A 24,417-nucleotide genomic window follows, 5' to 3' on the forward strand; every position below is an offset into this window, starting at 1 on the left:
GCATGATCTTGAGGGCTGAAGGTGAGCTTATGTATAAAATCTAGGCTAGTTTGCCGCCTTTCTCTTCCTTGGTAAAGGCGGCAAAAGTTTAGAGCTTACTGATATCGACGTTCAAGCTGTCTAAGTGTTTTAGAATTTCAGGATTCACATTGGTGTCGACACGCCCACCTAAATGCTCAGCAAAAAACTGTTCTGTGGCGACAATCGAGGCTAGCTTGTTGGCACGTTTACTAAAGCCATGTCCTTCGTCTTTTGCCAGTACGTACTTAACGGGTAAAGACTTTTGATACATCTTTTTGGCGATATTATCCGACTCAATTTGCGTGACGCGTGGATCGTTTGCCCCCTGGATCAGCATCAATGGCGCCTTGATATTATCGACATAGTTAATTGGTGAGCGATTTTCCATATCTTGCTTCTGCTCGGCAATTTGCGGGTCGCCAACCGACTCAAACCATTGGCCTAAATAGGGACGCCAGTAGTCGGGGAAGGAATTCATCAGTGTCACTAGGCTCGATGGCCCTACATAGGCGATCACAGCATGGTACAAGTCAGGTGTAAAAGTCGCGCCAGACAGTGCCGCATAACCACCGTAGGAGGCGCCGAAGATCCCTAAACGCTGTTTATCGGCAATACCCTGTTCGACTAAGTAATTGGCACCATCGGTGAGATCGTGCTGCATGCTGCCAATCCCCCAGTTACGGTTGCCTAAGTTTAAGAACTTCTTACCGAAACCCGTCGAGGCACGGAAGTTAGGTTGTAATACGGCATAACCACGGTTGGCATAGAACTGGGCAATCGCGTGGAAGTAGCCCGAATCGAGCGTCCAAAAATCCCGTGCCCAAGGTCCGCCATGGGGCAGGATAATGGTCGGTAGCTGAGTCTGTTTGCCTTTCGGTAGCGTTAAATACGCTTGGATTTTCACGCCGTCCCGTGCGGTATACACAATCGATTGGCGTGGCGAGAGTTGATCCGCTGGAATGCTGGCCAGAATATCCACTAACAGGTGGATATCCCCCGTGGTGGCATTGTATTGATAGTCAGCGCCTGCGGCTCGGTCGCTGGCGACATGAATTTGCCACAGATTGGTTTTCTCGTTCATCTCGCCAATCGTGATTTCAACATCTTGATTAAAATGACGATTAATCACATCCCAATGACGAGCAAACTCGGCATTTAAGGGATAAACCCGTAAGCGTCCACCATAGTAACCAACCGCTAAGGGCTCACCTGCGTCGCTAAACTGTACCCCAAAGACGTCGGCCTCGTTATCGGGATCCTTGTGAATGGTTTCATATTTACCCGTCATCAGATCGACTTTCAGCAATTCCTGCTTATCGCGATCGCCGATATTGGCGCTGATATAGGCGAGTTTTTTGGCATCATTCACTTTAAGAATATCGATGCTCTCACCCTTGGCACTTTGAATGATCTTGCGCCACTTACCGTCGATCAGCACATACAAGGCATTGGTGTTATCGAGATTACTGCTGCTGGCAATCACAGGTTGACCCTGCTTGTTAAACTTCACCTGAGTAAAGCTATGCTCGTTCTTCAGGATAGGGGTTAACTTGCCGTCGTTGATATTGAGCAGATAAATATCCATGCGGCTCGAATCGTCGTGGTTGGCTTGAACAACCAACAAATCTGGATTGTCTTTTACCTGCTCGAGCACGCTATATTGCACATCGTCCTTATGTGTTAAGCGCTGCTCTTTGGCGGTGATCTTGCCGGCTTTTTCCTCAAAACTCAGCTTATAAATTTGCGTATTTTCGTTACCGCCTTTGTCCTTCATAAAGAATAAGTCATTACCCTTGGCGGACCATTCGAAGGCGCGGATGGGTTCTACCGATTTGGTCAGTGGTGTGGCACTGGCAAGGTCGGCCTTATCGGCCATCAGGAAGATATTGCTGGCTCCTTGGTACTCCTTCACAAAGGCAAGCCACTTGCCATCGTCGGACATTTTTAGATGGCGAATGCTTTGCTCATTGAAGAAGTTTTCGATAGGAATGAGCGGCGCCTCGGTTTGCTGCGTCGCGGCAACTTGAGGTTGCTCGTTGCGAACATCCGCCGTAGTGCAACCCGTCAGCAGCAGTGCGGCGGCAATGGCAGCACTGCATAACTGACTCGTAAAAGGAAATTTTTGCATTGTCGTAACCTTAGTTTAGGAAAATTGACATTATGCTAATACGAAAATTAATTATCGTAAAACAATAAAATTATATTTCTTTGTAATATTTTTTGTCGAAGGATTATACTGGTGTTCGTTCGCTATGAACGGCTTGGGATGATGTTTGGGTGAGTGGATGAATCAAAATTTTAAAAAATTAATAAAAATCAGTGGCTTTTGTCGCTGGCTGGTGCTCTTGTCTGCTGTGGCGATTATCGCCCATCTGCTTTATAGCTATTGGGCCTATGATGAGATCCGCTTCAATACCAGTAATTCCCAGTTCCTCGAACTGTGGAACTTGCCGAACGCTAACCGAAACCTGTTGATCGTCATGCTAACCCCATTATTTATCTCATTTTTAGTCGGTGTTTATTGGCTACAACGGCTCTTATCCTGCTATCAACGGGGGTTATTTTTCAGTGATGAGAGTATGAAATGTTACTTGTGGCTCGTATGGCTGAAAGCCGCCGCTTTAGTGTTTGAAATGCTACAAAACTTAGGCATAGGCTATTATCATCAGTCATTTTTTGAGGATGGTCGCATCGAATTAGTGCTTGATTTTGGCAATATCACCACGATTTTATTGATGTTGCTTATCGTGTATTTGCTTAAAGCCGCCCGCGATTACGAGGCGGAAAACAAAGAGTTTGTTTGATCTTGAATATTATCGTTAATTTAGACGTCATGATGGCGATGCGAAAGGTGAGTTCTAAAGAGCTTGCCAAGGCAGTAGGCATTACCGAGGCTAACTTGTCCTTGCTTAAGCGGGGCAAAGTCAAAGGGGTGCGTTTTGATACCTTGGCGAGTATCTGTGAATACTTAGCCTGTCAGCCGGGGGATATTTTGGAATACCGAAAGGATGCTGAGCAAGATACGTCGGACTAAGGGGAGATGCCTAGGCTGCATGCTGTGCAGCCTAGGTTTGCGGTTTTACGCTTTTACTAACTGAGTTAAATCCGCTGGGCGGTAATAAACGGATTTCAGTACCTTGCCTTGGCGCACGACTTTACCGGCCATTTCTACATCTTTAGCACATTTGGCGATGATAAATTCGCCCTTTTTACTGCCGACGATGTCAACGCCTTGCTCGGCATAAAAAGCAATGGTTTCGGCTAGCTCTTGCTCGTTGCGGCACACTTTGCTCATATTGCTAGAATGGACTTCGTCCCAGCAGGCGATAAAGTCAATTTCACGGTTTTTGGCGACACACAGCAGCAAGTCGATAAGGTAGCTGATTTCTAATTTGTCATGCATGTGCTCGGCGCCTAAGTGCACTAAACGCCCCATCAACACATACACTGAATCGACAATGGCATCGGCTTGTTCGATACGGCTATCGGCTTCGGCAAGTTCAGTTAACTCTTCAATAATCAGCGAAGTATGTAAGGTGTCAGCCTTATCATCCAATGAGCTGGCATCGTTGACGGCGAGGTCGAAGGTACTGCGAAACTCACTGATATCACGATACAAGTGGTCATAAATAGGTTGAGTTAAACAGCTGAGTTTCATCGGAGTGCCTTAGATTTTATCAATAGGTTTTACAAATAGATTGGTGAAATCGATTTATGGATAACTGCGGCAATTCTAAAGAAAGGTGGCGCAGAATACAAAGTGTGCTGGCCTTGAAGTAAAAAATACCCGCTGCCAAATCGGGGAGCAGCGGGTTTCGGCAAAGATTAGGGTGGACACCGAATGGAGATTTGATTAACAGGCACGGACTAAGTCACTAAAGACCTCGTCATTGACCGCTGGGTTAACGGCTTATTGCGCGTATTTGGCGATCAGCTTATCCAAATAAGGGGCAACCTCTTTGTCAGACCAATCTAAATAGCCACGAACAAATCCAACAAGATTACCTTTTGCATCAAATAAATAAGTCGCAGGAACCACATTGGCAGGAATGATCTGCTCGATATTTTTGTTGGGGTCGAGCCAAGTGCTGTATTGATTAAAACCATGCTGATTAAGAAACGGGCGTACTTCTTTTATCTCTTCATCAATTGAAATTGGCACAATAGCGATTTTTTTATCGGCAAATTGCTGTTGTAATTTTTGCAGCTCGGGGATTTCCCTTAAACAAGGGACACACCAGGTTGCCCAGAGGTTTACTAGCGTAAGCTTACCTTGATGTTGTTTGAGGCTTTGTGCTTGCCCTGCTTCATCCATAAAAGGCACTTCGGGTATCCCGCGGGCATGTTGCATCTCAATAAAACCCGTCATGACTCGTGGTTTTGGAATTGCTTCACCAGTGTCATAGAGTTTGTTTTGCAGAGAATGGGCCTGCACGACGCAGCTCAGCAGCAATGAAGTGCAAAGGAGGGTGAGCTTGGCTGTGGATGATTTCATGGGTTTATCCTTATATTCAAACTGAGCGAGTCGCGTTGTTAGCGGAAGGTGACTTGCGTTTTATCAGGGAAAGACCTAAGCCTAACCCTATGATTAATAACGCCAGCGGGCCTAGCCAAAGCGCCAGTGTTGAGGGTTTTAATTCTGGCTGATAACGGATTTTTTCACCGTAGCGCTGTACCATAAAATCGAGGATCTCATCCCGTTTATAGCCTTGTTCAAGCAGCGAAAAAATTTGCCCCTTGAGCTCATGGGCGATAGGTGCCTGTGACTCGAATAAGGTTTGGTTGGTCGCCATTGGGCAACGCAGTACTTTGCTGATCGCTATTGCCTGTTGCTGATAGGATGTGCCCATATCCGAGCTTTCCTGTGCCGTCGCGAGAAAGGTTGTCCCGCCAAAACAGAGGATGAGTGACAACAACCAAAACAATAAACTCAAATAGGGGGAGCGAAATAATGGATTCATGGGGTTACAGTCTCCCTAGCTGAGGGGTGCCTGCTGCCCTCAGTGCTTCTGTGTGTTCGACATGGCGAACTTGTCTGACGGGCCACGCAGCGATTGCTCCTGCGAGCATCATCAACATGGCGCCTAGCCAAATCCAAGTCGCCAATGGTTTATAGCTAATGCGGATCAGGTACTCAGTGTCGCTCAGTTGCAGTCCCATTGAGACGTAAATATCGCGCCAAAAACCGTGGTCGATGCCCGCGTGGGACATCTCCATACCATTGCTTTTAAAGGTTTGTCTTTGTGGTTGGATATAGCCCAGTACTCGATCGTCCTGCTTGGCATCGCGTACACTGATATTGGCTTGAATAGCAGTAAAACTTTGGCTCTCAACTTGCTCGGTACTCTCATACACCAGCACATAATCCGCTAACGGTTTACCCTGGCCTGGCCCCATTCGTAGCAGGGCTTCCTGTTCGAAAAAAGACACCGATGTTGCGCCGATAATCGTCACTACAACCCCGAAGTGTCCGAGCATCATGGCGACCCTTGCGCGCTTTGATGCTGACGGCTGGATTGGTCGTGCTGTGGGTAAGCGTTCTGGGGCGCCGCGTGGTGGCTTGAGTATCATCTTTAGACTCAAACCAAGGCATAACAATAAAAATAACGCGCTGGCACTACCAAGGACGAGGAATAATGCGCCATCGCCTTTAGTTTGATAACCCAGCACTGCTGCAATAATGGCAATGGCTACAGTAGGGACGGCCAATACCTTGAGTGGTTTGTGGGTGGATTGCCCCCAATTGAGTAGCGGGGCGAGGCCCATTAAGACGACAGCGATAAAGGTCAATGGGACAAAAATCGCATTAAAATAAGGTGCGCCCACCGACAAAGTACCTAAGTTTAACAGCTCATATATCAGGGGATAAAAGGTGCCAAGTAGTACGGAAAAAGCCGCGACTACCAGCACGATCATCCCAAGCAGTAAAAAGGTCTCTTTGCTTAATAGCGCATGGGTGACTTCTCGTCTCAGTGCGGGGGCTTTTATCGCAAAAATAAATAGGGCCGCACCAACAAAAAGCACTAATAAACATAGGATTGACATACCTCTGGTTGGGTCAGCAGCAAAGGCATGTACCGATTGCACTATACCGGAACGCACCAAAAAGCTGCCTAACAAACTGAGGGAGAATGCTAATAAACATAAAAACAGTGTGGTAAGGGTAAAGCCCTGTGTTTTTCGGGTGAGCACTAAAGAATGCACCAACGCGGTTGCGACCAGCCAAGGAATAAATGACGCGTTTTCAACGGGATCCCAAAACCACCAACCGCCCCAGCCCAGTTCGTTATAAGCCCACCAAGAACCAAAGGCATTGCCCCCTGTGAGGAAAATCCACGCCAATAGCACCCAAGGGCGCATGTATTCGAGGTGGCGAGTCGGTAACTTTCCTCCCAGTAACGATGCCAGTGCTGCGGCAAAGCAAACCGTTAGCCCGACATATCCCAAAAACAGCATAGGTGGATGCAGTATTAAGCCTATGTCCTGCAATATGGGGTTAAGGTCGCGCCCTTCGACTGGAATATTTGGTAGCAAGCGGGCAAAGGGATTGGAGGTAAAGAGTAAAAACAAATTAAAGCCGAGGATCACTAAGGCCAAAATTGCGAGGACTCGGCCAAAGTAAGCCTTATCAGCCTGTAAACTGGCACTATCGAGATTAACCTTATTCGTTGCTTGGCGCCAATTGATCACTGCGCCCCATAGGGCAATGGCGAACACCCAAAATAACATTGAGCCTTCATGGCTGCCCCACACGGCCGCAATTTTATAGCCCACAGCGAGTTGACTATTAGAATGGTTGGCAACATAGGCGACTGAAAAATCATCGCTAATAAAGCTAAATATTAAGCTACACAGTGCGGCAAATAAGGTAATAAATAGTGCGTAAAATAATTTATTGCCAAAGTGGATTAGGTAAACGTTATTCCGATAGCTACCAATTAAATGATTCGTTGCCGACAATAATGCAAAAACAGTGCTCATGATTAGCAATATGTGCCCTATTTCTGGAATCATATTTATCATTGATATTTCCTGCATGGCATTAGTTATCGATTTACATTAATACTGAAATTAATGAGAGGTTACTTTTTAGCGGTTAATCGGTACAGACTTATTTGTTTTTATCTAGGTAAGTTAGATGTGAAGTCTTTACCCATTCCACGATTGGCTTGCAGGGTAACTGAGTTTTAACGGAAGGAATGTGATCTGTCTCGGTATTAAAATCGTCATTTGTGGCTTTGGTTCTTTTTGAAAAATCAAAGCTGTTTTTAGGTTTTTTTAGATGTAAAAAAACAGATTTAAAATCTAAAAAATCACTAATAAAATTTTATCAAGTTTATGATTTGTTTGTATTTTTTGATTTTTAGCTCTATTGATTTCTGAATCAAAATTTAATGTGCTCTAGCGCAGATTTTTTGCTTTTTCTCTCATTCATTATGCCGTCACTGGTCAATTGTTTATGTCGTTCAGTGAACAGTTAGGTTCAGTGGAAAATATAAAACTAATGATAAATTAGGAGTGAATGATGAAGCGATGGAAAACCAAAACAGCCTTAGGCGTGCTGTTTTGTTTAGGTTCTGCCGTAAGCGCTACCACAATCGCATCCGATGCTAAATCGGATGGTAAAGTGGTCCCTGGTGTGGGTAATAAACAACAAACTCACTATACTCAAGATATCTTGGCTAACCCCAATTTAAATGAAAATTTAATGGAGAAATCCCGTGGTGTTAAAACACTGCAGGATTATATTGTTCAAGAGCAAGAATTGTTTGATTTTCTATTTGAAAATCACCCAGTTTTTAAATATGACGCAGAAGGTCGTTTAAAAGGCACTTATAAAGTCAGTGACCGTGGTGAAGAATATTTACACGGTGGTGACAGTGTTGCTTACAGTAAACACAGTAAAGAAGTGAACTCAACTGATGGCACCGCTGTACGTTATAGTTCTTATAACGATGGTCAGCGTCCAAAAGCACTGCAATACCGTTTAGGGGCAAAATCGATTTTAGATTTCCCGAACAAGTTTGTGGGCCCAGAAAAATGCGGTGAGTGTCATGGCCCGCAATACGAAAAATGGAGACGTTCACGTCACTCTAAGACGATTCGCTTCCCTGGCGAACATCCAGAAGTCGATAACGACCTGAAAAAAACCATGTATACCACCAAAGATACCACGATTCTGCCATCGGGTATTACGCCAGACGCTATCTACGCGACTGTGGGTACGCCACGTACTAAATATGGTTTTATCGACGCCTACCTAGTGCGCGGTACTTACCATGTGAAAGACGGTCTGTTGAAAGATGGCACTGGTACTATGGTCGCTGGTGGTAACCAATTCTCCCGCGGTTGGGCTGAGTGGTTAACTCCTGAAATGGCTGCAAAAATTAACAAAGCTATTCCAAGTTTCCCCGTCAAAATGGAAGATTTTGGTACCAGCGGTTCACACCAATGGGGCATGAGTTCATACGGTGCTAAGTATGAGAAGGAATTCCTATTCCAACCAGCTAGCTCCTATTGCGAAATGTGCCATAGCTTTAAGTTTGACTTCCAAACGAAAGATGAATTCTTCGCTGCTTTAGGTAACCCGAAAGAGCTGCAAAAACACACGATTTCTAAAGGGATTACCTGTGAAGAGTGTCATGGCGCAGGCGGCCACTTAGACGGCGGTATTGGTGGCGGTATGCCATCTAACTGTGAACGTTGTCACCAACGCTTCAACTTTGTTGAAGAGCTAGCTGAAACGCCACAGGGTAAAGAGAAGCTGGAATATGCCTTCAACGTGAAGATGAAATCTTCTTGCCCATCTTGCGGTACTGAAGGTTCACAAATGTTTGCCTCTGCTCACTATGACAAAGGTATGCGTTGTTCAACCTGTCACGATCCTCACGAAGTGACCGATGGTGATTGGAAGTCAGGCATTACTAAACCAAAAATCATCAAAGAGTGTACTGAGTGTCATACGGCTCAAGCCGAGATTGCTAAGAACACTAACACCCACAGCAACCAAACTTGTCAAAGCTGTCACATGCCAAACATGGGAAGCTGTGAAAACTTCACTGCGATCCAATTCCCAGATATGGCGGGCTTCGACAACGTGCGTAAGTCACACATGTGGAAGATTGATGTCGATCCACTGCGTAAGACCCTTAACCCACCAGAAGGTAAGTCTCGCGATGCGACGACCAAAGGTTGGACTGTGGCGAAAGATGAAAACGGCTACAACTACCTCGACTTGATGTGGACCTGTGCCCGTACTTCGGCTTCAGACCACGATGTAGTGGAAAACAAAGGTTGTCACAGCCAGTTCCAATCTGAACTTGAAGTGGGTCTGCACTTTGAAGACCAGATGGAAATCTACGGTGAAGTTCAAAAGTGGCAAAAACCAGTTAAAGAAACTTTTGCCCAAGTAGAACAAGCCCTTGCCCGTATCGACAAGCTGTTAGAAGTCACCAAGCTGTCGGTAGAAGACAAGACTCAAGTGCTGATGTTGACCGACAAAGCCCAAGATGTTGTTCGCCTGATCAAGGCTGACGGCTCATGGGGTGCGCACGGCCCAACTTACTCACTGAAACGTCTCGATGCAGCCTTAACCTATGTCACTCAAGCCCAAGCCATTATCGATGGTAAAGGTCTGAGCGCACAGAAAATCTAGTTCGACTCGAGTCTAACTTGTCCCCGGCACATCCGTGCCGGGGAATATACGAGGCCAAATAATGAATAACGTGATCCGACAAAGCCTGATAGGCGGCTTAATGGCACTGAGCTTGGGTGGCATCAGCCTTCCAGCCATTGCAGGGGGCGGTTCTGATATTTCTGAAGCACCCTATAACGAAATTCAGTTGAATCCTATTTCCATGCGGGAAGCAGAGACCTTAGTCGGTAAGCAAGGGGTTTATTTTTTCGACGTAAACACGCTGGAAATCTGGGCGGAAGGTTTTATCCCCGGGGCGGTTTTTTTCAATGTTCAAAATTGGAGAGAGTTACTTCCAAAGAATAAAGATGCGGTGATGGTGTTTTATTGCGCTAACCGCCTTTGTACCGCCAGCAACATGGCTGCACGGGAAACCATGAAGCTAGGTTACACCGGTGTACGCCATATGGCCGATGGCATTTTCGGTTGGCGCATGTCTGGAAGAACAACAGAAAAACCCTAGTAATCAAATAAATATATTAATCGGTTATGGGCAATGTCCATACGTTTTCGGCTAACGCACCAAGCCCCAGGGCTAAATTGTAGAGAACATAAAATGAAAACATCTATGCCAACGTCTTTTATCCCAAAAACCATCACAGTGGCGACCTGCGCTGCACTGTTTGTGTCTATGGCGAGCTTTGCCGCCCCAAGCCTTAAAACCGATGCAGATAAAGCGTCTTACAGTATCGGTGCCTCTGTCGGTAACTACATTTCTGGCCAGGTTTATAACCAAGTGGAACTGGGCGCAGAAGTGAATGTGGACTTAGTGGTTCAAGGTTTTGTGGACGCGCTGAAAAAACAACAGCAATTAACCGATGAAGAAGTGGTGACGTATCTCAATCAACGCGCCGAAGAATTAAATCAAGTGAGAAAAGCCAACGCTGAAAAATTAGCTGCTGAAAATACCAAGGCGGGTGAAGCCTTTCTTGCTGAAAACAAAAAGAAAGCTGGCGTGATTGTGACTGAATCTGGCCTGCAATATGAAGTGTTAACCCAAGGTACCGGTAACAAACCTAATCCTGAGGACGTGGTCACCGTTGAATACGTTGGCAAGCTTATCGATGGTACTGAATTTGAAAACACCGTTGGCCGCAAAGACCCTACGCGTTTTGCCTTAATGACGGTAATCCCTGGTTGGGAAGAAGGCTTAAAACTGATGCCTATGGGCTCTAAATACCGCTTTGTTATCCCAGCAAACTTAGCCTATGGCAATGAATTTGTGGGTGAAATTCCACCGCAATCTACCTTGATCTTTGAAATCGAACTGAAAAATATCGAAAAGCCAAGTGAGAAAAAAGAAGCCCGCATGATGGGCATGATGCCTGCTCACTAAGAGCAAACATCGGGGACTGAGCGTTCGGTTTTGTTCGCTCAGTCATAAGCTTGGAGCGGCAAGCAAAGAGGTTAGGTATGGCAAGTTTAGGGTTCACCATCGCACTCCTATTAAGCGGATTTGTTGCTTGGATATTTTGGCAACACGCACGCTTAAATCAACAGCAAACCGTTGCGGGGCTGCCTTTAGTCTCCTCTGGGTTGCCAGTGCTGTGCAGTGGTGTATTGCTTGCTATGACGCTCGCTATCTACAGCCAAACGGGGCGTTACCAGGATTGGGATAAGGGCATAGTCAATGAACATATTGACTACTTAGTGGCAGCCGATATCACCAAAGCCGTTCGCCTGGTGGACGATCAACCACAAAACCCGCTGGCATTGATGTCACTTGCCCAGGCCTATAGCGCGGGTGGTTTATATAGCGATGCGGTGCAGACCTTGGACAAGTTGCTTGCGTTGGTGGGAGAGGATGCCGAGGTGCTCGGTGCTAAAGCGAATGCACTCTATTACCGCGATGGTCGCCAAATGATGCCGCAAACCCAAGCGCTGATTGCACAGATCTTGGCGTTTGCGCCCTTTGAGCCGCAGACCCGCATGTTACAGGCCACCGATGCGTATCTTCATGGGCGTTACCAAGAGGCGATAGACCATTGGCAGGCACTACTGTCACAGCCAACGGCAGAGATTAATCGTGAGGCCATTTTAAACGCCATTGGCAAGGCCCAAAGCAAATTGAATGAAAGTGGATATTAATCAAGTCGCTAGCCATTTTCAGGCATGTAGGAACGATAACGATATAAATAAAAACGTCGGTATAAAACCGATAGATGGAGGATGTTGTGAGTGAAAATATAGAGAGACGGAGGTTCCTTAAAAGCGCTGGCATGTGCTCTTTGATGTTAACACCTTTAGCGGGTTGTTCGGTCAAAGAAGATGCTGACAGCGCCCATAAGTCCCATTACGTCATGGTGTTTGACCAAAATAAATGTGTCGGTTGTGGTGATTGTAAAACCGCCTGTAACCAAGCAAACAACTTACCCGCGGGTGTTTCTCGGGTGATCCTTGAGCAGCAAAGTGGTCGTGTTGAAGGCCAAGCCTGCCCTCATTGCGGCAAGATGAGTTGTGACTGTGAGCGTAAGTTTGTGCGGGTTTCCTGCCAGCAGTGTAAAAACGCCCCCTGTGTCACGGTTTGTCCAACGGGCGCGGCGCACCGCGACGCGAAAACGGGCATCGTGACTATGGATGCGAGCAAATGTGCGGGTTGTAAGTACTGTATTGGTGCTTGCCCTTACAACGCTCGTTACATCAACAAAGAGACGGATGTGGCGGATAACTGTGACTTCTGCTTGCATAGCAAGCTGTCTAAGGGCGAGTTACCCGCCTGCGTACAGAGCTGTAAGTACGACGCGCTGATCTTTGGTGATGCCAATGATCCTCAGTCCTATGTGAGTAAGTTATTGGCGGTAAAAGACTCTGTGCGGATTAAACCGCAGTTTGGTACTGAGCCGAGCTTACGTTACATACCAATCGTCAAACTGGGAGTGTAAATATGGATACCAGTATGGAATTTACCCTCGGCTTATCCCAAGGCGTTGCTTGGCCTTGGCCGATTGCAGTGTATTTATTTTTCGCGGGGATTTCGGGCGGGGCGTTAACCATTGCGCTGGCGCTGCGTTTTTACCTAGGCCAGGTTGAAAATACCGCCTTCTTAAAAGCCGCGACTTTACTGTCCTTTGTGACCATTAGCTTAGGGATGTTATGTCTGGTACTCGACTTGACTAACCCCTTATTCTTCTGGCGAATTTTGGTGTTTTATAACTTAAATTCTGTGATGTCGATTGGTGTTATTGCGCTGTCGGTGTATATCCCGTTAGTGGCAGTGGTAGCACTTTTAGCGCTTGAAAAAGAGCTGATGGCCATCCCACAATTGAAGTTTTTAGCGCCGATTATTGCCAAGTTAAAAGGCTTTAGACGCCCAATGGAAGCGCTCGCGTTAGTGCTGGCGTTATCAGTGTGTGCTTACACAGGCTTCTTGATTTCTGCGCTGATCCGCTTCCCGTTGATCAACACCTCGGTACTCCCTGCGCTGTTTATTGCCTCGGGTCTATCCGCGGGTGGCGCTTCAGCCAAAATGCTGGCGGTGTGGTTATTTAAAGAACCCCTGCACAGCGGCGAAATGAAGATCCTGCACGGCGCTGAGTGGCCCATTATGTTTGCCGAAGCCATGTTTATTTTCATGATCGCGACAGCACTATTAACGGGTAATGCCGGTGGCCAATTTGCTTTTGCCGCCTTCCATGAAGGTGTGTGGGCAAGCGTATTCTGGATTGGTGTTGTGGGTATCGGCTTTGCCGCGCCACTGCTACTGAACTTTGCGACGGGTAAACATTTTAGCCATTCGGCCAAAGCGTTTTATATGTCGGGAATGTGTGCGGTAGTGGGGATGATGTGTCTACGACTCTTTATCCTGTTAGCGGGCCAAAACTACGCGATTTAACGATGTACTAAGGCCTCGGCCTTTGATGAACCATTTTTTTATCAACCCTCGTCGCAAGAGGTCTGTCCCTGCAAGGTGCCTTGGCGAGGCGTTGATATTTTTCAAAGGATTAACAGCATGAAAAAGTTCTTTGGGTTGTTACTACTCGCTCCTTTGTTATTAGGCTGCAATAAGAGCGAAGCGACCGATCACCAACACAAAGCCGAGATGATCCACGAGCATGATCGTTGCCACCTATGCGGTATGGTGATCACTAAATACCCTGGACCAAAGGGACAAGTACACCTTAAGGCCGAGAAGATGGTGCCTAAGTTTTGCTCTAGCCGCGATATGTTTAACTTTGCCTTACAGCCTGAAAATAAAAGACAAATTGCTTACATGATGGTGCATGACGCCGCGACAACCGATTGGGAACAGCCTGACGATGGCGCCTTTATCGATGCCGCCAGCGCATTTTATGTTTACGGCACCAGTAAAAAAGCCGTGATGGGGCCAGCAGTCGCACCTTTTAGTACTAAAGCCGCCGCCGAAGCCTTTGCAAAGGAATACGGTGGACGCGTATTAACCTTTGAAGATATCACTCTCGAATTACTCGCTGGCGATAAGTAGGTGATTGATTATGCTGCGTTTATTGCTCCTCTGTTGGCTCTGCACCTTATCCTTTATCGGTGTGACGCAGGAGTTAAGGGTTAAAGATACTGCCTCTTTAACCCAAGCATTGGCGCAGGCGCAGGACGGTGACACACTCGTACTTGATACCGCAGTGTATGAAGGTAATTTCAGTGTCACCCGCTCCATTCATATTAAGGCCGAAGCGGGCGCGACCCTCGATGCCCTACGCCAAGGCAGCGCCCTCACCATTACTGCACCCAAAGTGATTGTCGAAGGGCTCAATATCCGCCATTGGGGGCGGGATCTTTATTACCATGATGCAGGCATTTTATTGCAGCCCGGGGCAGACGAGGTGCTTATTAAGGGCAATCGTCTTGTCGGGGATGGCTTTGGGATTTATGGCGAGCAACTTGCTGCGCCGTGCATCATTGAAAACAATATCAGCGGCAATGGCGCCATTTATGTGTTGGATCGGGGTGACGGTGTCTTCCTCAAGCATGTGAGTGCGCCCCAAGTGCAAGATAACCATTTTATCTTTGTCCGCGATGGCGTGTATCTCGAGTCGGTGACGGACAGCAAAATTCACCATAATCAATTCGCTAAGCTTCAATACGGCATTCACTACATGTATACCCGAGGTGATGAAGCCTCAAACAATCAAGCGATTAGCGTCGACGGCGGCTACGCATTGATGAATTCACAACAAATCTACCTGCACCATAATCGCGTCAGCCAAGCGCGGGACTTTGGCATTCTGCTCAATATCACCAACGACTCCCATATTCAGGCGAATATCGCCACAGACGTGAAGCATCCCCAAGGTTCGGTAGAACTCGGTAACGAAGGCAAGGGCATTTTTATCTACGCCGCGCAGAATAATCGCATTCAAGATAATGAATTTAGTCACAGTGATACTGGGATCAGCATGGCGATGGGCGGCGAAGCAAACCGCCTTTGGCATAATCGTATTTTAGCCAATCAGACCCAAGTTAAGTATGTCGGCGAAGCGCAGCTGGAGTGGAGTTATCAGGGGCAGGGCAATTACTGGTCTGAATACCGCGGCTGGGATGCTAATGGCGACGGAGTGGGGGATGTTACCCACAGACCTAACGACAATTTAGACAAGCTATTTTGGCTCTATCCCGAGGCGAAACTACTGATGGAAAGCCCGGTGGTATTGCTGCTGCGTTGGGTAGAGCGGCAGTTTCAGCCAACGAGTGTCAGCGGTGTGAGTGATAGTTTCCCCTTAATGCGACTGACCACAGAGGGAGATGGAATATGAGCCATTTTACCAACAACGCAATCAATCCACAGGCGCTGACATTAATGACAAAGCAAACTGCCGCCCAAGGGCAAGTGGCTGTTAAGGCCGTTGGATTGAGCAAGCGGTATGCCGAATTTGAAGCGGTAAAAGATCTTAATTTTGAGGTGTTTACAGGCCAAACCTTAGCGCTGCTAGGCCATAATGGTGCCGGTAAATCTACGCTGATCAAAATGATTTTAGGCTTGGTATCCCCAAGCGCGGGCCAGTTATTTGTGCAGGGGCAAGAGGTACAAGCTAAGCGGGTCAATGCGAGTTTATCTTTAGGGTATTTGCCTGAAAATGTAAGCTTTTATGACAATATGACGGCGCATGAACTCTTAAGCTACTTTGCCAAGCTTAAGGGCGTTGCACCTGTGCGAGTCAACCTTTTACTGGAAGAGTTTGGCCTGATGGCGGCTAAGGATAAACGGCTGCGCACCTTTTCCAAGGGGATGCGCCAACGTTTAGGCTTAGCGCAGGCGGTGCTTGCTGATCCAAAAGTGCTGTTGTTGGACGAACCGACAGTCGGGCTCGACCCGCTGGCATCGGCCTTTTTGTATCAAAAAATGGCGCAACTTAAGGCCCAAGGCTGCGCGATCATTATCAGTACCCACGAGTTAGGTTTAGTGCAAGATCAAATGGATAGCGCGCTGATTTTAGGCCAAGGCCAGATGCTTGCCTCAGGGAATTTGCTCAGTCTTAGGGCTGCAACCTCGCTACCTAGCCTGATTGAATTGCATCACTTTACGCCGCTGCAATATCAGCAGTTGCTAAGCCAAGCGTTGTTCGCCTCACTGTTAGAACCCTCAGCCTCAGACCGAGTGTGCTTAAGGGTGCCTGATGCGCTAAAAGCCAAGGTGATACAGCAATTACACTCCCTGAATATCCATGAGTTTTCTATTGTGCCGCCGAGTTTACAGGATATTTTTCATTTTTATATGGCGAATCTTCACCCCCAAAGTGCATCCAGTTGTAACACTTTTGCTGGTTCAGCAGCGGTTAAATCGGAGTTAGTGGCATGAGCCAAATCTGTCAGTTAGATCAGCAGCAAGGCTTGTCGAGTTTTCGTCCTCCTATGGCGCTGACATTGATTCAAGCCGTTGCGGCAAAAGAATTTAAAGACAATCTGCGTAACCGTTGGTTATGGCTTATGGCGGGTATGTTGTTGATCCTATCCCTGTGCGTGAGCTTTATGGGCAGCGCTGTGTCGGGCAGTTTAGTGGTATTTGAGAGCGCGCAAATTTTTTCTGGTTTAGTCACGCTCGCGGTGTTTATTTTACCTTTGGGTGCCATTTTACTTAGCTACGATAGCTTTGTTGGTGAGCGGGAATCGGGCACCTTGCTGTTGTTGCTGACTTACCCCTTAGCCCGTTGGCATTTGGTTTGTGGCAAATTACTCGGCCACGCCTATGTGATGGCTACTGCCTGTTTATTGGGATTTGGCTTAACGGCCTTGTTGCTGCTTGTCCTTGGAGCCGAACACGCACGGCTGGCCTTAGTGATTGGCTTTATTCATCTGATGGGTAGCGGAATTTTATTGTCCTTAGTGTTTGTACTCTTAGGTTACTGCGTGAGCCTGTGTGTGCGGGAAAAAGCCAAAGCCTTAGGTGTATTACTGCTGCTCTGGTTTGTGTTGGTGTTGGTCTACGATTTGGTACTATTAACAGCCCTCGTCAGTATGGCTGAGGTACTCAATCGTCAACTATTTAACCTATTGATTTTAATCAATCCTACCGATCTTTTCCGGGCTTTAAACTTACTCGCAAACCCTGCCGATACCTTATCGGCAAAGAGTACTCTCGCCCTAATTTCCCAAACGGGTATGGGCTTGCCCTTAATGTATGGTGTATTTGTGGGCTGGTTGACTGTTTTGCTACTGGTTTGTTGCGTTATTTTTAATCGCCAAGAAGTTTAGATACCCCTGCATTAGTTTAAATTTACGCTTAAAAAACAATAGGTAAACTGAGTGTAGAGTCACAGTATTTTATGTTGTTAAAAGGTAAAATAAGCCATCTTGATTTGGTAGCCACAAGTCACGGTTGCTCTCGGGTGAAACTGAGTTTCACTGTGTTTGCCCGTTGTTAGCGCAATCATAGTCTATTGTTTTGGCTTAGTTTTGGGCGCTTAACATGCATAAAATTACTTCATACCTCATGCTAGATGAACAGGCCAAGCTGCTGGTTGACCATGTTCATGGAACCGAGATCGGCCTGACTTTTTCAGAAGCCGCCGTACTCGTGTTGCTGCTGTCATCGCCGAATGCCATTTTTACCAAGGAAGAATTGCTACAAGTAGGCTGGCCAGATCGCGTGGTCGCACCAACCTCTTTGACCCAATGCATCAGCACATTACGTAAAAAATTAGAGCCTTATACCGAGGTACAGCTCAAAACTGTGGCGCGCCGCGGTTATCAATTGCACGTCTCAGAACAGTCCCATGTAAAAATGTTGGCGATTAACGATGCCGATGCTATCCGCGATGCGATTGTGGGTGTCTCTGCTTGGACTAAGGTTGCTGGTATCGTCATGCTGGGGATGATCCTCACCTTGATCTGGTACTGGAGCGATCACCATGCAGTGGTGAAGCATGTCGCGAAATGGAATGCCGATAAATATATCAGCCTGAATATTGGTGGCACCCTAGGTACGGCGCAGGTGTTGTATATCGATGATGAAGAGCATTTACACCCCTCGTGGTGGCAAAAACATTTAGCACCAGAAGGTAACCATATCGATGGCTTACCTTATTTCAGTGCCTTTGCGTCAACGGATGGTAAAAACTATTCGATGGCAATATGCCCTGCGTTAGATGCCAAGGATTGTACTGGCAAAGGCATCATCAATATCACTTCGATTGATGCTAAACCCGCTGGCCTGAGCATGGCGGAATTTATTCCACTTAGTAAAAAGATGGAAGAGCGGATCCGCTACAACCGCGTAGTCTTACCCGTTGATGATAAAGGGGTTGGGGAGCTACTGGAGCATAACTACCATGCGGATATTTATTTTCCGGTGGCTGGTGAGTTACTGGTTCGCACGGATCTCAGCATGTCGCTGGTGTACGAGGGGCAAAGTCGAGGCAAGTTTTACTCCACCTCATGCATTACCGATCAGGACTGTTTAACCACACCGATTAAGTACACCATTCGGGGCGATTTTGAGCAATATCAAACCCAGATAGGTGATCTCAATGTGGATGTTTTTCATGTCAAAGTATCACAAAAAGAGCTGACCAAACCCGATGAAGTGAGCCACTCGGCCATGCAGTTTTACCGCGCGATTCGTAAGCACGATATTCGCGATGAAGATCTGTTCTATTATCGGGTTTATCAAAATAAGGACACTGCCGTTTGGATAGTCCCGCAAATGGGACAACTGCTGGCGTGGACTCAGTACACTCAAGTTAAGCTCTAACTGCTCATGTTACTCAAACAGCCGATAGTCATCGGCTGTTTTGTTTTGGGCTCGCCGCTCAAAAGCCTGTATTAAAGACTTTGCATTAACTTTCTATCATAAAGTGTGAGTTTCTTTTACATCCCACCATATCGCCAGTTACACTGCCAGACCATGCTAGCAAGCATCTAGATTAGCCAAAATACCAAAAATACAAGAATAACAACGGAAGGAGTCTCTTATGTCGGACCGCCTGATCCCCGCCTTATTACTGTCAACAACAGTACTGACGGGATTAACTGCCTGTGGTGATAACACCAATCAAACCGTCGCCAGCGACAATGCTGCAAAAGTACAAACCAGTGCTGTGCCCGACGCCAGCGAACCCGCCATGCCAATTGGCGTTAACCTCGCGGCCATGTCACCCAAGGTTAAACCCGGCGATGACTTTTATACCTACGCCAATGGCGAATGGATGAAAACCACAGAGATCCCCGCCGATCGCTCAAGCACGGGCGCCTTTTTAGTGGCTTTCCAAGAGACGGAAAAGCATAAGACCAGCCTGATTGCCGACTTAGTCAAGGCCGAACACCCCGCTGGCAGCGATGATGCGCGCATTGCCGATTTCTACAAGGCGTACACTAACACCGCGGCAATCGATGCGGCGGGCATGAAGCCAATGGAAGCCGATTTAGCCCGTTATCAAGCCATTGCGGATAAACAGGCTTTATCGGCGGCGCTTGGTGCTAACCTGCGCGCCGATGTGGACCCGCTCAATGCCACCGACTTTTTCACTGAAAACCTCTTCGGTATTTTCGTCACCCAAGGTCTGGCGACTCCGGGTGAAGTATTACCTTATTTTCTCCAAGGCGGTTTAGGTTTACCCGAGCGCGAATACTATCTGTCGGATGATCCTAAAATGGTCGAGATCCGCACCGCTTACCGCGCTTATATCGAGACCCTGCTGACCGATGCGGGTATTAGCGATGCTGCTAGCCGTGCAGATCGTATTTTTGCTCTCGAACACAAGATCGCTAGCGCCCACGCCAGCCGTGAAGACAGTGAAGATTTTACTAAGGCATCGGGTGTGTGGAGCCGCGCCGACTTTGACGCTAAAGCCCCGGGTATCGACTGGACAGCCTTTTTAGATGCCGCCCAGCTTGGCAAGCAAGACAGATTTGCCGCTTACCATGCCAGTGCCATTACTGGCCTGTCGGCGTTGGTGGCCTCTGAGCCGTTGGATGCTTGGAAAGACTGGCTGATGTTCCACCATATCAACAGCCACGCCGATGTATTGCCATCGGCTATCGATAACGCTTCTTTTGCCTTTAACGGCACTAAGCTGTCAGGCACACCCGAACAGCGCAGCCGTGATAAACGCGCCTTGAGTGCCTTGGATGAGTACCTTGGTGATGCCGTGGGCCGCGCCTACGCCGAGCATTATTTCCCGGCCTCGGCCAAGGCCGAGGTTAGCACTATGGTGGATAACATCGTCAGTGCCTTTGGTAAGCGGGTCGAAAAACTCGAATGGATGGACCCTTCAACCAAGAAGGAAGCTTTAGCTAAGGTCGCGACCATCGCCGTTGGCGTGGGTTACCCTGATAAATGGCGCAATTACGATGCCTATGCCGTATCGCCAACCAATGCCTATGCCAATGCTATCAATGGTGAAAAGGTGGAATATGCCCATCAACTCGCCAAAATCGGCAAACCAATGGACAAGGGCGAGTGGTGGATGACGCCGCAAGTGGTTAACGCAGTTAACCTGCCGGTGCAGAATGCGCTTAACTTCCCTGCGGGGATTTTACAGCCGCCATTCTTCGATGCTAAGGCCGATACCGCCTACAACTATGGTGCGATTGGCGCTGTGATTGGCCATGAAATCAGCCATAGCTTCGATAACAATGGTGCGGCGTTCGACTCGACGGGCGCAATGCGTAACTGGTGGACGCCAGCGGACTTTGCTCAATTTGCTAAACAGGGTGAGGCACTGGCTAAGCAGTTTGATGCCTATGCGCCATTCCCAGATTTGCATGTAAACGGCAAGCTGACCTTAGGTGAAAACATTGCCGACGTGGCGGGATTAGCGGCCGCACTCGATGCTTACCATGCTTCACTTAATGGCAAACCCGCGCCGGTTATCGATGGCTTTACCGGCGACCAACGCTTCTTTATCGGCTTCGCCCAGACTTGGGCAACCAAGATGCGTGACGAAGCCCTGCGTGCCCGCGTGGCGACCGATGGTCATGCCCCTGGCATGTACCGCGCGCTGACCGTGCGTAACTTAGACGCTTGGTACACCGCATTCGATGTGAAGCCCGGCGATAAGCTGTACTTAGCGCCAGAGGATCGTGTGAAGATCTGGTAAGTTCATCGTCTTAAACAGCATCAACTAAGGGGAACATATTGTTCCCCTTATACTTTGCGCTATTCAGCTATTAGAATATTTAGCGGTTCGCCGAAGTCCTGTAAGATGATGCTTTAGTATTTACATTGCGATTAAGGGATGAGGCATGAGTGTAGAAAACCGCTATTTTTACGAGCCGAGTAAGGGACATGGGTTATCGCACGATCCCTTAAATGCCATTATAGCCCCCAGGCCCATAGGTTGGATCTCCTCCCGCAATGCACAGGGACAACGCAACCTTGCGCCCTATAGTTTTTTCAATTGTTTCAACTACAAACCACCTATCATCGGCTTTGCCAGCACAGGCTGGAAGGACAGTGTTGCTAATATCGTCGACACCGGCGAATTTGTGTGGAATCTCACTACCCGCAGCCTCGCCGAGAAAATGAATCAAACTTCCGCCATGTTGCCCCGCGGGGAGGACGAGTTTGCCTTTGCCGGACTCACCCCAAAGGCTGGCACTATCGTTCAAGCCGAGCTGGTGGCCGAAAGCCCAGTAAACTTTGAATGTAAGCTTTCTCAATGTATTCAATTAACTGCTGCCAATGGCGACAAGATTGATACTTGGCTAGTCTTAGGTGAAGTGGTTGCCGTACATATCGCCAAGCATTTACTCGATAGTAAAGGGGTGTATCAAACCGCCCTCGCCGAACCCGTGCTGCGCGCCGGCGGCCCATCGGCCTACTATGGGATCTCTGAAGAATTAAGGTTTGATTTGCATAGACCACAGGTGTAAGGGTTGCTCAGGTGCCGCAGGGCTGTGGGTGTTCAAACTTCATTTGAGTTTTAGGCATTAGTTTAACTGTTAACTTTTTAAATCAAAATCTAAGTCAAAGTCGTGGGGCTTCACCCCACACCCGACCAAGGAGGACTGCTCGTCCTATCCTCCTTGGATGCTCCAAGACGCCCCTAGCGAAGTTACATGCATTGATTAGTGGCTTCGTGCTTATTCGAAAATCGCTAACGCTTCCGATGGGGCGTCCCTTCCCCCCGAAAGCTACGCAGACTTCCTGTCTGCGTTACGCGATTTTCTTCAACGCCCTTCAGCAACTTCGCAGGGGAAGGTGAACTTCTGTAACCTTGGTGTATTGTTCATCTCCAAAGAGTTATGCCAGTCCTATCTTTTTTCTGTTAGATCCTCTCGACCCATCCAATCAAGAGGGGATGCCAACTCGACAAAGTCTTTATATTCATCCATACCGATATCTTCGAACTGATTTCTAATATAGAGAAAATTAGCCCACAGAATAGCTGACGTTTGGAATAGATTATCATCGTATTTAGAACTACGACTTTTCTCAATAAGGGCCCTACAAGATTTCTGTAACGGAGTGTCTTCTCTTTCTGTATGTCGGGACGTATCGTTTATAAAAAAAACAGAAAGATGTCTAGTTGTTGAGCCAAAGTGAGAAGAGAAAATTTCTTTCAGGTATTCAAGTAAATTAAAACTATATGAGCCTGAGTGATAAGGTATATTCATCGACTGACGATGTGAACCATATGTAAACAGATTATCCGCATATTGCTGTGGGTCGAAGTTCATTTCAATAAGGCGGTTATGAGAACTTGTTGGTATGTAACTTTCTATCCACTCAGCTAAATAGATAGTTTTAGTACCATCACCTTTCTGGATAACTTTTTCAAACTTGCCATTTACGATTTCTTCAAAAAGTTTATTGTCCTTTTCTTTAATACAAAGCAAAGTCGTCAACATCAATATATCGAGCTTGGAACCTCTGGGCATGTTTGATATGGTCGCCAGTATTCTATCTGTGATTTGAATTGCTGTGCGCGGAGAGGCATTAAAGGCCTCAAGAACAATTGATATATTTTTAAGTGTTATTTTAGCATCACTATTAGGAGGGAATATTTCAATGTTGACTCTCTTTAAATAATCCTCTGAAAGCTTGTTGGCATCGCTGTGTACGTCTAAAAAATTTTCTAAATTAGGTGACTTGAGGCTATAACGACTATTGAAAAAGCGGCCTAGGTAAATTTTGGCGTCAAAACCCTCGCCGTATACCGCTTTAACGGCATGCTGAAGCTGCTCTGTGTCTGTTGCAACGACAAATACAACCCCATCAATATCAAAAATATGTTTAATGGTTTCTAGCATTTCAACAGCATAGCTAGGCCTACAACGGTCTAGTTCATCAATAAAAATGAAAGCGGGATAGCTATTTTGTTTATTGCCTACAACAGCTCCAACCCATTCAGATACACTTTTTTTAAGGCTATCAATCGCTTTGGATTTTGCATCATGTTCATCAATTAGATACTTAACCGCTTCTGAAGCGGCAAAGCTCATATCAATTGGGTTACTATTCGTATCTAATAGATCTTGGCCATTTTCCCCCTTGATGTGACCAATATTTTCATTATCGTCATCTGCATTCATAATTTCGACAGGATCTATGCCGACATATCGCTTAAATAATCCTCGACCAATACCAGGGGACGCTGCCTTTAATAAGCCGATCAACTTACGAGGAGCTTTGAATACTGGAGAATCTTTATCTTTTCCTGCTTGCTTTCTTAATTGGTCAATAATGGATGAAATGACTGTCATCAAAGGGTCATCTGAGTAGTCCTTTTTCCATGCATCTACATATACGACAGGATAATGCTCTTTTAGGTCTTCGGACCAGCGTTTGAGAAAGTAGGTTTTGCCTGCACCCCACTCAGCATTGAGATTAAGCACATAATTCCGTTTTTTGTCACCATCAGTTCTCTGGTCATCATAACCTTGAGAGGCTAGCAGTTTAGTTAGAAAAGTAGCGTACTTTTCTCTTCCTAGCTTATCTTCTGGAAAGAATTCATCATCAATAATTTTTCCTTGAGTCCAATCCAAGATAACTTGCTTAACCATTTAATTATCCGAGTGTTATTATTTAATAAGTTCGGAGTTTATGACTATTTATAACAGGCCGCAAAATATATTTTTGGGTAGTTGATTGATACTCTTTGATATTAAATTTCGCGCATATATTAAAATGGTTTCGTTCAAAGAAAGATCGGACTGGCACAACTCTTTTGAGATTGAGGGCCAATGCCGAGATCACTGAAGTTCACCTTCCCCTCGGGATGCCGCAGGTACAGGTCCTGCTGTATTTAAAACAACCCTACTGCGAAAAACGGTATATCTGCAATCTTCTT

The 24,417-nt window shown here is 46.8% G+C and carries 21 protein-coding genes; 15 read left to right on the plus strand and 6 right to left on the minus strand.

Annotated features, from left to right (window positions below):
* Window positions 1-88 precede the first annotated feature (88 nt).
* Window positions 89-2,149 (minus strand): prolyl oligopeptidase family serine peptidase, encoded by a 2,061-nt coding sequence (locus tag M0413_RS02375; RefSeq protein WP_249553059.1) that lies wholly within the window; start codon window positions 2,147-2,149, stop codon window positions 89-91.
* Window positions 2,150-2,306: 157 nt separating this feature from the next.
* Here M0413_RS02375 and M0413_RS02380 point away from each other — a divergent pair, with 157 nt between their 5' ends.
* A complete protein-coding gene (locus M0413_RS02380) occupies window positions 2,307-2,825 on the plus strand; it encodes a DUF2975 domain-containing protein (protein ID WP_069453716.1) in 519 nt (172 codons plus the stop codon).
* A gap of 2 nt (window positions 2,826-2,827) precedes the next feature.
* A complete protein-coding gene (locus M0413_RS02385; RefSeq protein WP_039978987.1) occupies window positions 2,828-3,055 on the plus strand; it encodes a helix-turn-helix domain-containing protein in 228 nt (75 codons plus the stop codon).
* A 45-nt stretch (window positions 3,056-3,100) separates the two neighbouring features.
* On the opposite strand, the gene M0413_RS02390 is transcribed toward M0413_RS02385, so the two are convergent.
* The 4 genes from M0413_RS02390 to M0413_RS02405 all read right to left on the minus strand — a co-directional run bounded on the left by M0413_RS02390 (window position 3,101) and on the right by M0413_RS02405 (window position 7,044).
* On the minus strand, window positions 3,101-3,679 hold the full coding sequence (locus M0413_RS02390) for a nucleoside triphosphate pyrophosphohydrolase family protein (RefSeq protein WP_037413877.1): 579 nt from the start codon (window positions 3,677-3,679) through the stop codon (window positions 3,101-3,103).
* Between the two features lie 252 nt (window positions 3,680-3,931).
* Window positions 3,932-4,516 (minus strand): TlpA family protein disulfide reductase, encoded by a 585-nt coding sequence (locus M0413_RS02395; protein ID WP_037413878.1) that lies wholly within the window; start codon window positions 4,514-4,516, stop codon window positions 3,932-3,934.
* Window positions 4,517-4,532: 16 nt separating this feature from the next.
* A complete protein-coding gene (locus tag M0413_RS02400) occupies window positions 4,533-4,982 on the minus strand; it encodes a cytochrome c-type biogenesis protein (protein WP_069453715.1) in 450 nt (149 codons plus the stop codon).
* Between the two features lie 4 nt (window positions 4,983-4,986).
* Window positions 4,987-7,044, minus strand: a complete 2,058-nt coding sequence (locus M0413_RS02405; RefSeq protein ID WP_249553061.1) for a heme lyase CcmF/NrfE family subunit — start codon at window positions 7,042-7,044, stop codon at window positions 4,987-4,989.
* A gap of 502 nt (window positions 7,045-7,546) precedes the next feature.
* Between M0413_RS02405 and sirA the strand changes: the two genes are divergently transcribed.
* The 13 genes from sirA to M0413_RS02470 all read left to right on the plus strand — a co-directional run bounded on the left by sirA (window position 7,547) and on the right by M0413_RS02470 (window position 21,997).
* A complete protein-coding gene (gene sirA / locus M0413_RS02410; protein WP_037413884.1) occupies window positions 7,547-9,676 on the plus strand; it encodes a dissimilatory sulfite reductase SirA in 2,130 nt (709 codons plus the stop codon).
* Window positions 9,677-9,737: 61 nt separating this feature from the next.
* Window positions 9,738-10,178, plus strand: coding sequence for a rhodanese-like domain-containing protein (locus M0413_RS02415; RefSeq protein WP_037427342.1), 441 nt, complete (start codon window positions 9,738-9,740; stop codon window positions 10,176-10,178).
* A 93-nt stretch (window positions 10,179-10,271) separates the two neighbouring features.
* Window positions 10,272-11,051, plus strand: a complete 780-nt coding sequence (locus tag M0413_RS02420; protein ID WP_037413888.1) for an FKBP-type peptidyl-prolyl cis-trans isomerase N-terminal domain-containing protein — start codon at window positions 10,272-10,274, stop codon at window positions 11,049-11,051.
* A gap of 77 nt (window positions 11,052-11,128) precedes the next feature.
* A complete protein-coding gene (locus tag M0413_RS02425; protein WP_249553063.1) occupies window positions 11,129-11,803 on the plus strand; it encodes a tetratricopeptide repeat protein in 675 nt (224 codons plus the stop codon).
* Window positions 11,804-11,889: 86 nt separating this feature from the next.
* Window positions 11,890-12,597: a 4Fe-4S dicluster domain-containing protein gene (locus tag M0413_RS02430; RefSeq protein ID WP_037427340.1), complete on the plus strand. Its 708-nt coding sequence runs from the start codon at window positions 11,890-11,892 to the stop codon at window positions 12,595-12,597.
* Window positions 12,598-12,599: 2 nt separating this feature from the next.
* Window positions 12,600-13,547 (plus strand): NrfD/PsrC family molybdoenzyme membrane anchor subunit, encoded by a 948-nt coding sequence (gene nrfD, locus M0413_RS02435; RefSeq protein WP_047537518.1) that lies wholly within the window; start codon window positions 12,600-12,602, stop codon window positions 13,545-13,547.
* Window positions 13,548-13,664: 117 nt separating this feature from the next.
* Window positions 13,665-14,156: a nitrous oxide reductase accessory protein NosL gene (locus M0413_RS02440; RefSeq protein WP_037413896.1), complete on the plus strand. Its 492-nt coding sequence runs from the start codon at window positions 13,665-13,667 to the stop codon at window positions 14,154-14,156.
* Window positions 14,157-14,166: 10 nt separating this feature from the next.
* On the plus strand, window positions 14,167-15,441 hold the full coding sequence (gene nosD, locus M0413_RS02445; protein ID WP_249553065.1) for a nitrous oxide reductase family maturation protein NosD: 1,275 nt from the start codon (window positions 14,167-14,169) through the stop codon (window positions 15,439-15,441).
* Complete coding sequence (locus M0413_RS02450; protein WP_249553067.1) at window positions 15,438-16,484, plus strand: ABC transporter ATP-binding protein; 1,047 nt, start codon at window positions 15,438-15,440, stop codon at window positions 16,482-16,484. Before nosD ends, M0413_RS02450 begins: the two co-directional genes overlap by 4 nt.
* On the plus strand, window positions 16,481-17,377 hold the full coding sequence (locus M0413_RS02455) for an ABC transporter permease (protein ID WP_249553069.1): 897 nt from the start codon (window positions 16,481-16,483) through the stop codon (window positions 17,375-17,377). Before M0413_RS02450 ends, M0413_RS02455 begins: the two co-directional genes overlap by 4 nt.
* Before the next feature lie 214 nt (window positions 17,378-17,591).
* Complete coding sequence (locus M0413_RS02460; RefSeq protein WP_037413903.1) at window positions 17,592-18,875, plus strand: winged helix-turn-helix domain-containing protein; 1,284 nt, start codon at window positions 17,592-17,594, stop codon at window positions 18,873-18,875.
* Between the two features lie 220 nt (window positions 18,876-19,095).
* Complete coding sequence (locus M0413_RS02465) at window positions 19,096-21,222, plus strand: M13 family metallopeptidase (RefSeq protein WP_249553071.1); 2,127 nt, start codon at window positions 19,096-19,098, stop codon at window positions 21,220-21,222.
* A gap of 145 nt (window positions 21,223-21,367) precedes the next feature.
* Entirely contained in the window at window positions 21,368-21,997 is a 630-nt protein-coding gene (locus tag M0413_RS02470; protein WP_249553073.1) for a flavin reductase family protein, read from the plus strand.
* A 381-nt stretch (window positions 21,998-22,378) separates the two neighbouring features.
* Here M0413_RS02470 and M0413_RS02475 read toward each other — a convergent pair whose 3' ends face one another.
* Window positions 22,379-24,130, minus strand: coding sequence for a KAP family P-loop NTPase fold protein (locus M0413_RS02475; RefSeq protein WP_249553075.1), 1,752 nt, complete (start codon window positions 24,128-24,130; stop codon window positions 22,379-22,381).
* Between the last annotated feature and the right edge of the window lie 287 nt (window positions 24,131-24,417).

This window comes from Shewanella sp. 8A (assembly GCF_023475945.1).
Classification (GTDB): Bacteria; Pseudomonadota; Gammaproteobacteria; order Enterobacterales; family Shewanellaceae; genus Shewanella; species Shewanella xiamenensis.

Excerpts from the sequence above, each read along its gene's own strand:
- M0413_RS02375 (WP_249553059.1), bottom strand. The coding sequence starts at position 2,149 with ATGCAAAAATTTCCTTTTACGAGTCAGTTATGCAGTGCTGCCATTGCC.
- M0413_RS02380 (WP_069453716.1), top strand. The coding sequence starts at position 2,307 with ATGAATCAAAATTTTAAAAAATTAATAAAAATCAGTGGCTTTTGTCGC.
- M0413_RS02390 (WP_037413877.1), bottom strand. The coding sequence starts at position 3,679 with ATGAAACTCAGCTGTTTAACTCAACCTATTTATGACCACTTGTATCGT.
- M0413_RS02395 (WP_037413878.1), bottom strand. The coding sequence starts at position 4,516 with ATGAAATCATCCACAGCCAAGCTCACCCTCCTTTGCACTTCATTGCTG.
- M0413_RS02400 (WP_069453715.1), bottom strand. The coding sequence starts at position 4,982 with ATGAATCCATTATTTCGCTCCCCCTATTTGAGTTTATTGTTTTGGTTG.
- M0413_RS02405 (WP_249553061.1), bottom strand. The coding sequence starts at position 7,044 with ATGATAAATATGATTCCAGAAATAGGGCACATATTGCTAATCATGAGC.
- sirA (WP_037413884.1), top strand. The coding sequence starts at position 7,547 with ATGAAGCGATGGAAAACCAAAACAGCCTTAGGCGTGCTGTTTTGTTTA.
- M0413_RS02415 (WP_037427342.1), top strand. The coding sequence starts at position 9,738 with ATGAATAACGTGATCCGACAAAGCCTGATAGGCGGCTTAATGGCACTG.
- M0413_RS02420 (WP_037413888.1), top strand. The coding sequence starts at position 10,272 with ATGAAAACATCTATGCCAACGTCTTTTATCCCAAAAACCATCACAGTG.
- M0413_RS02425 (WP_249553063.1), top strand. The coding sequence starts at position 11,129 with ATGGCAAGTTTAGGGTTCACCATCGCACTCCTATTAAGCGGATTTGTT.
- nrfD (WP_047537518.1), top strand. The coding sequence starts at position 12,600 with ATGGATACCAGTATGGAATTTACCCTCGGCTTATCCCAAGGCGTTGCT.
- M0413_RS02440 (WP_037413896.1), top strand. The coding sequence starts at position 13,665 with ATGAAAAAGTTCTTTGGGTTGTTACTACTCGCTCCTTTGTTATTAGGC.
- nosD (WP_249553065.1), top strand. The coding sequence starts at position 14,167 with ATGCTGCGTTTATTGCTCCTCTGTTGGCTCTGCACCTTATCCTTTATC.
- M0413_RS02450 (WP_249553067.1), top strand. The coding sequence starts at position 15,438 with ATGAGCCATTTTACCAACAACGCAATCAATCCACAGGCGCTGACATTA.
- M0413_RS02455 (WP_249553069.1), top strand. The coding sequence starts at position 16,481 with ATGAGCCAAATCTGTCAGTTAGATCAGCAGCAAGGCTTGTCGAGTTTT.
- M0413_RS02460 (WP_037413903.1), top strand. The coding sequence starts at position 17,592 with ATGCATAAAATTACTTCATACCTCATGCTAGATGAACAGGCCAAGCTG.
- M0413_RS02465 (WP_249553071.1), top strand. The coding sequence starts at position 19,096 with ATGTCGGACCGCCTGATCCCCGCCTTATTACTGTCAACAACAGTACTG.
- M0413_RS02470 (WP_249553073.1), top strand. The coding sequence starts at position 21,368 with ATGAGTGTAGAAAACCGCTATTTTTACGAGCCGAGTAAGGGACATGGG.
- M0413_RS02475 (WP_249553075.1), bottom strand. The coding sequence starts at position 24,130 with ATGGTTAAGCAAGTTATCTTGGATTGGACTCAAGGAAAAATTATTGAT.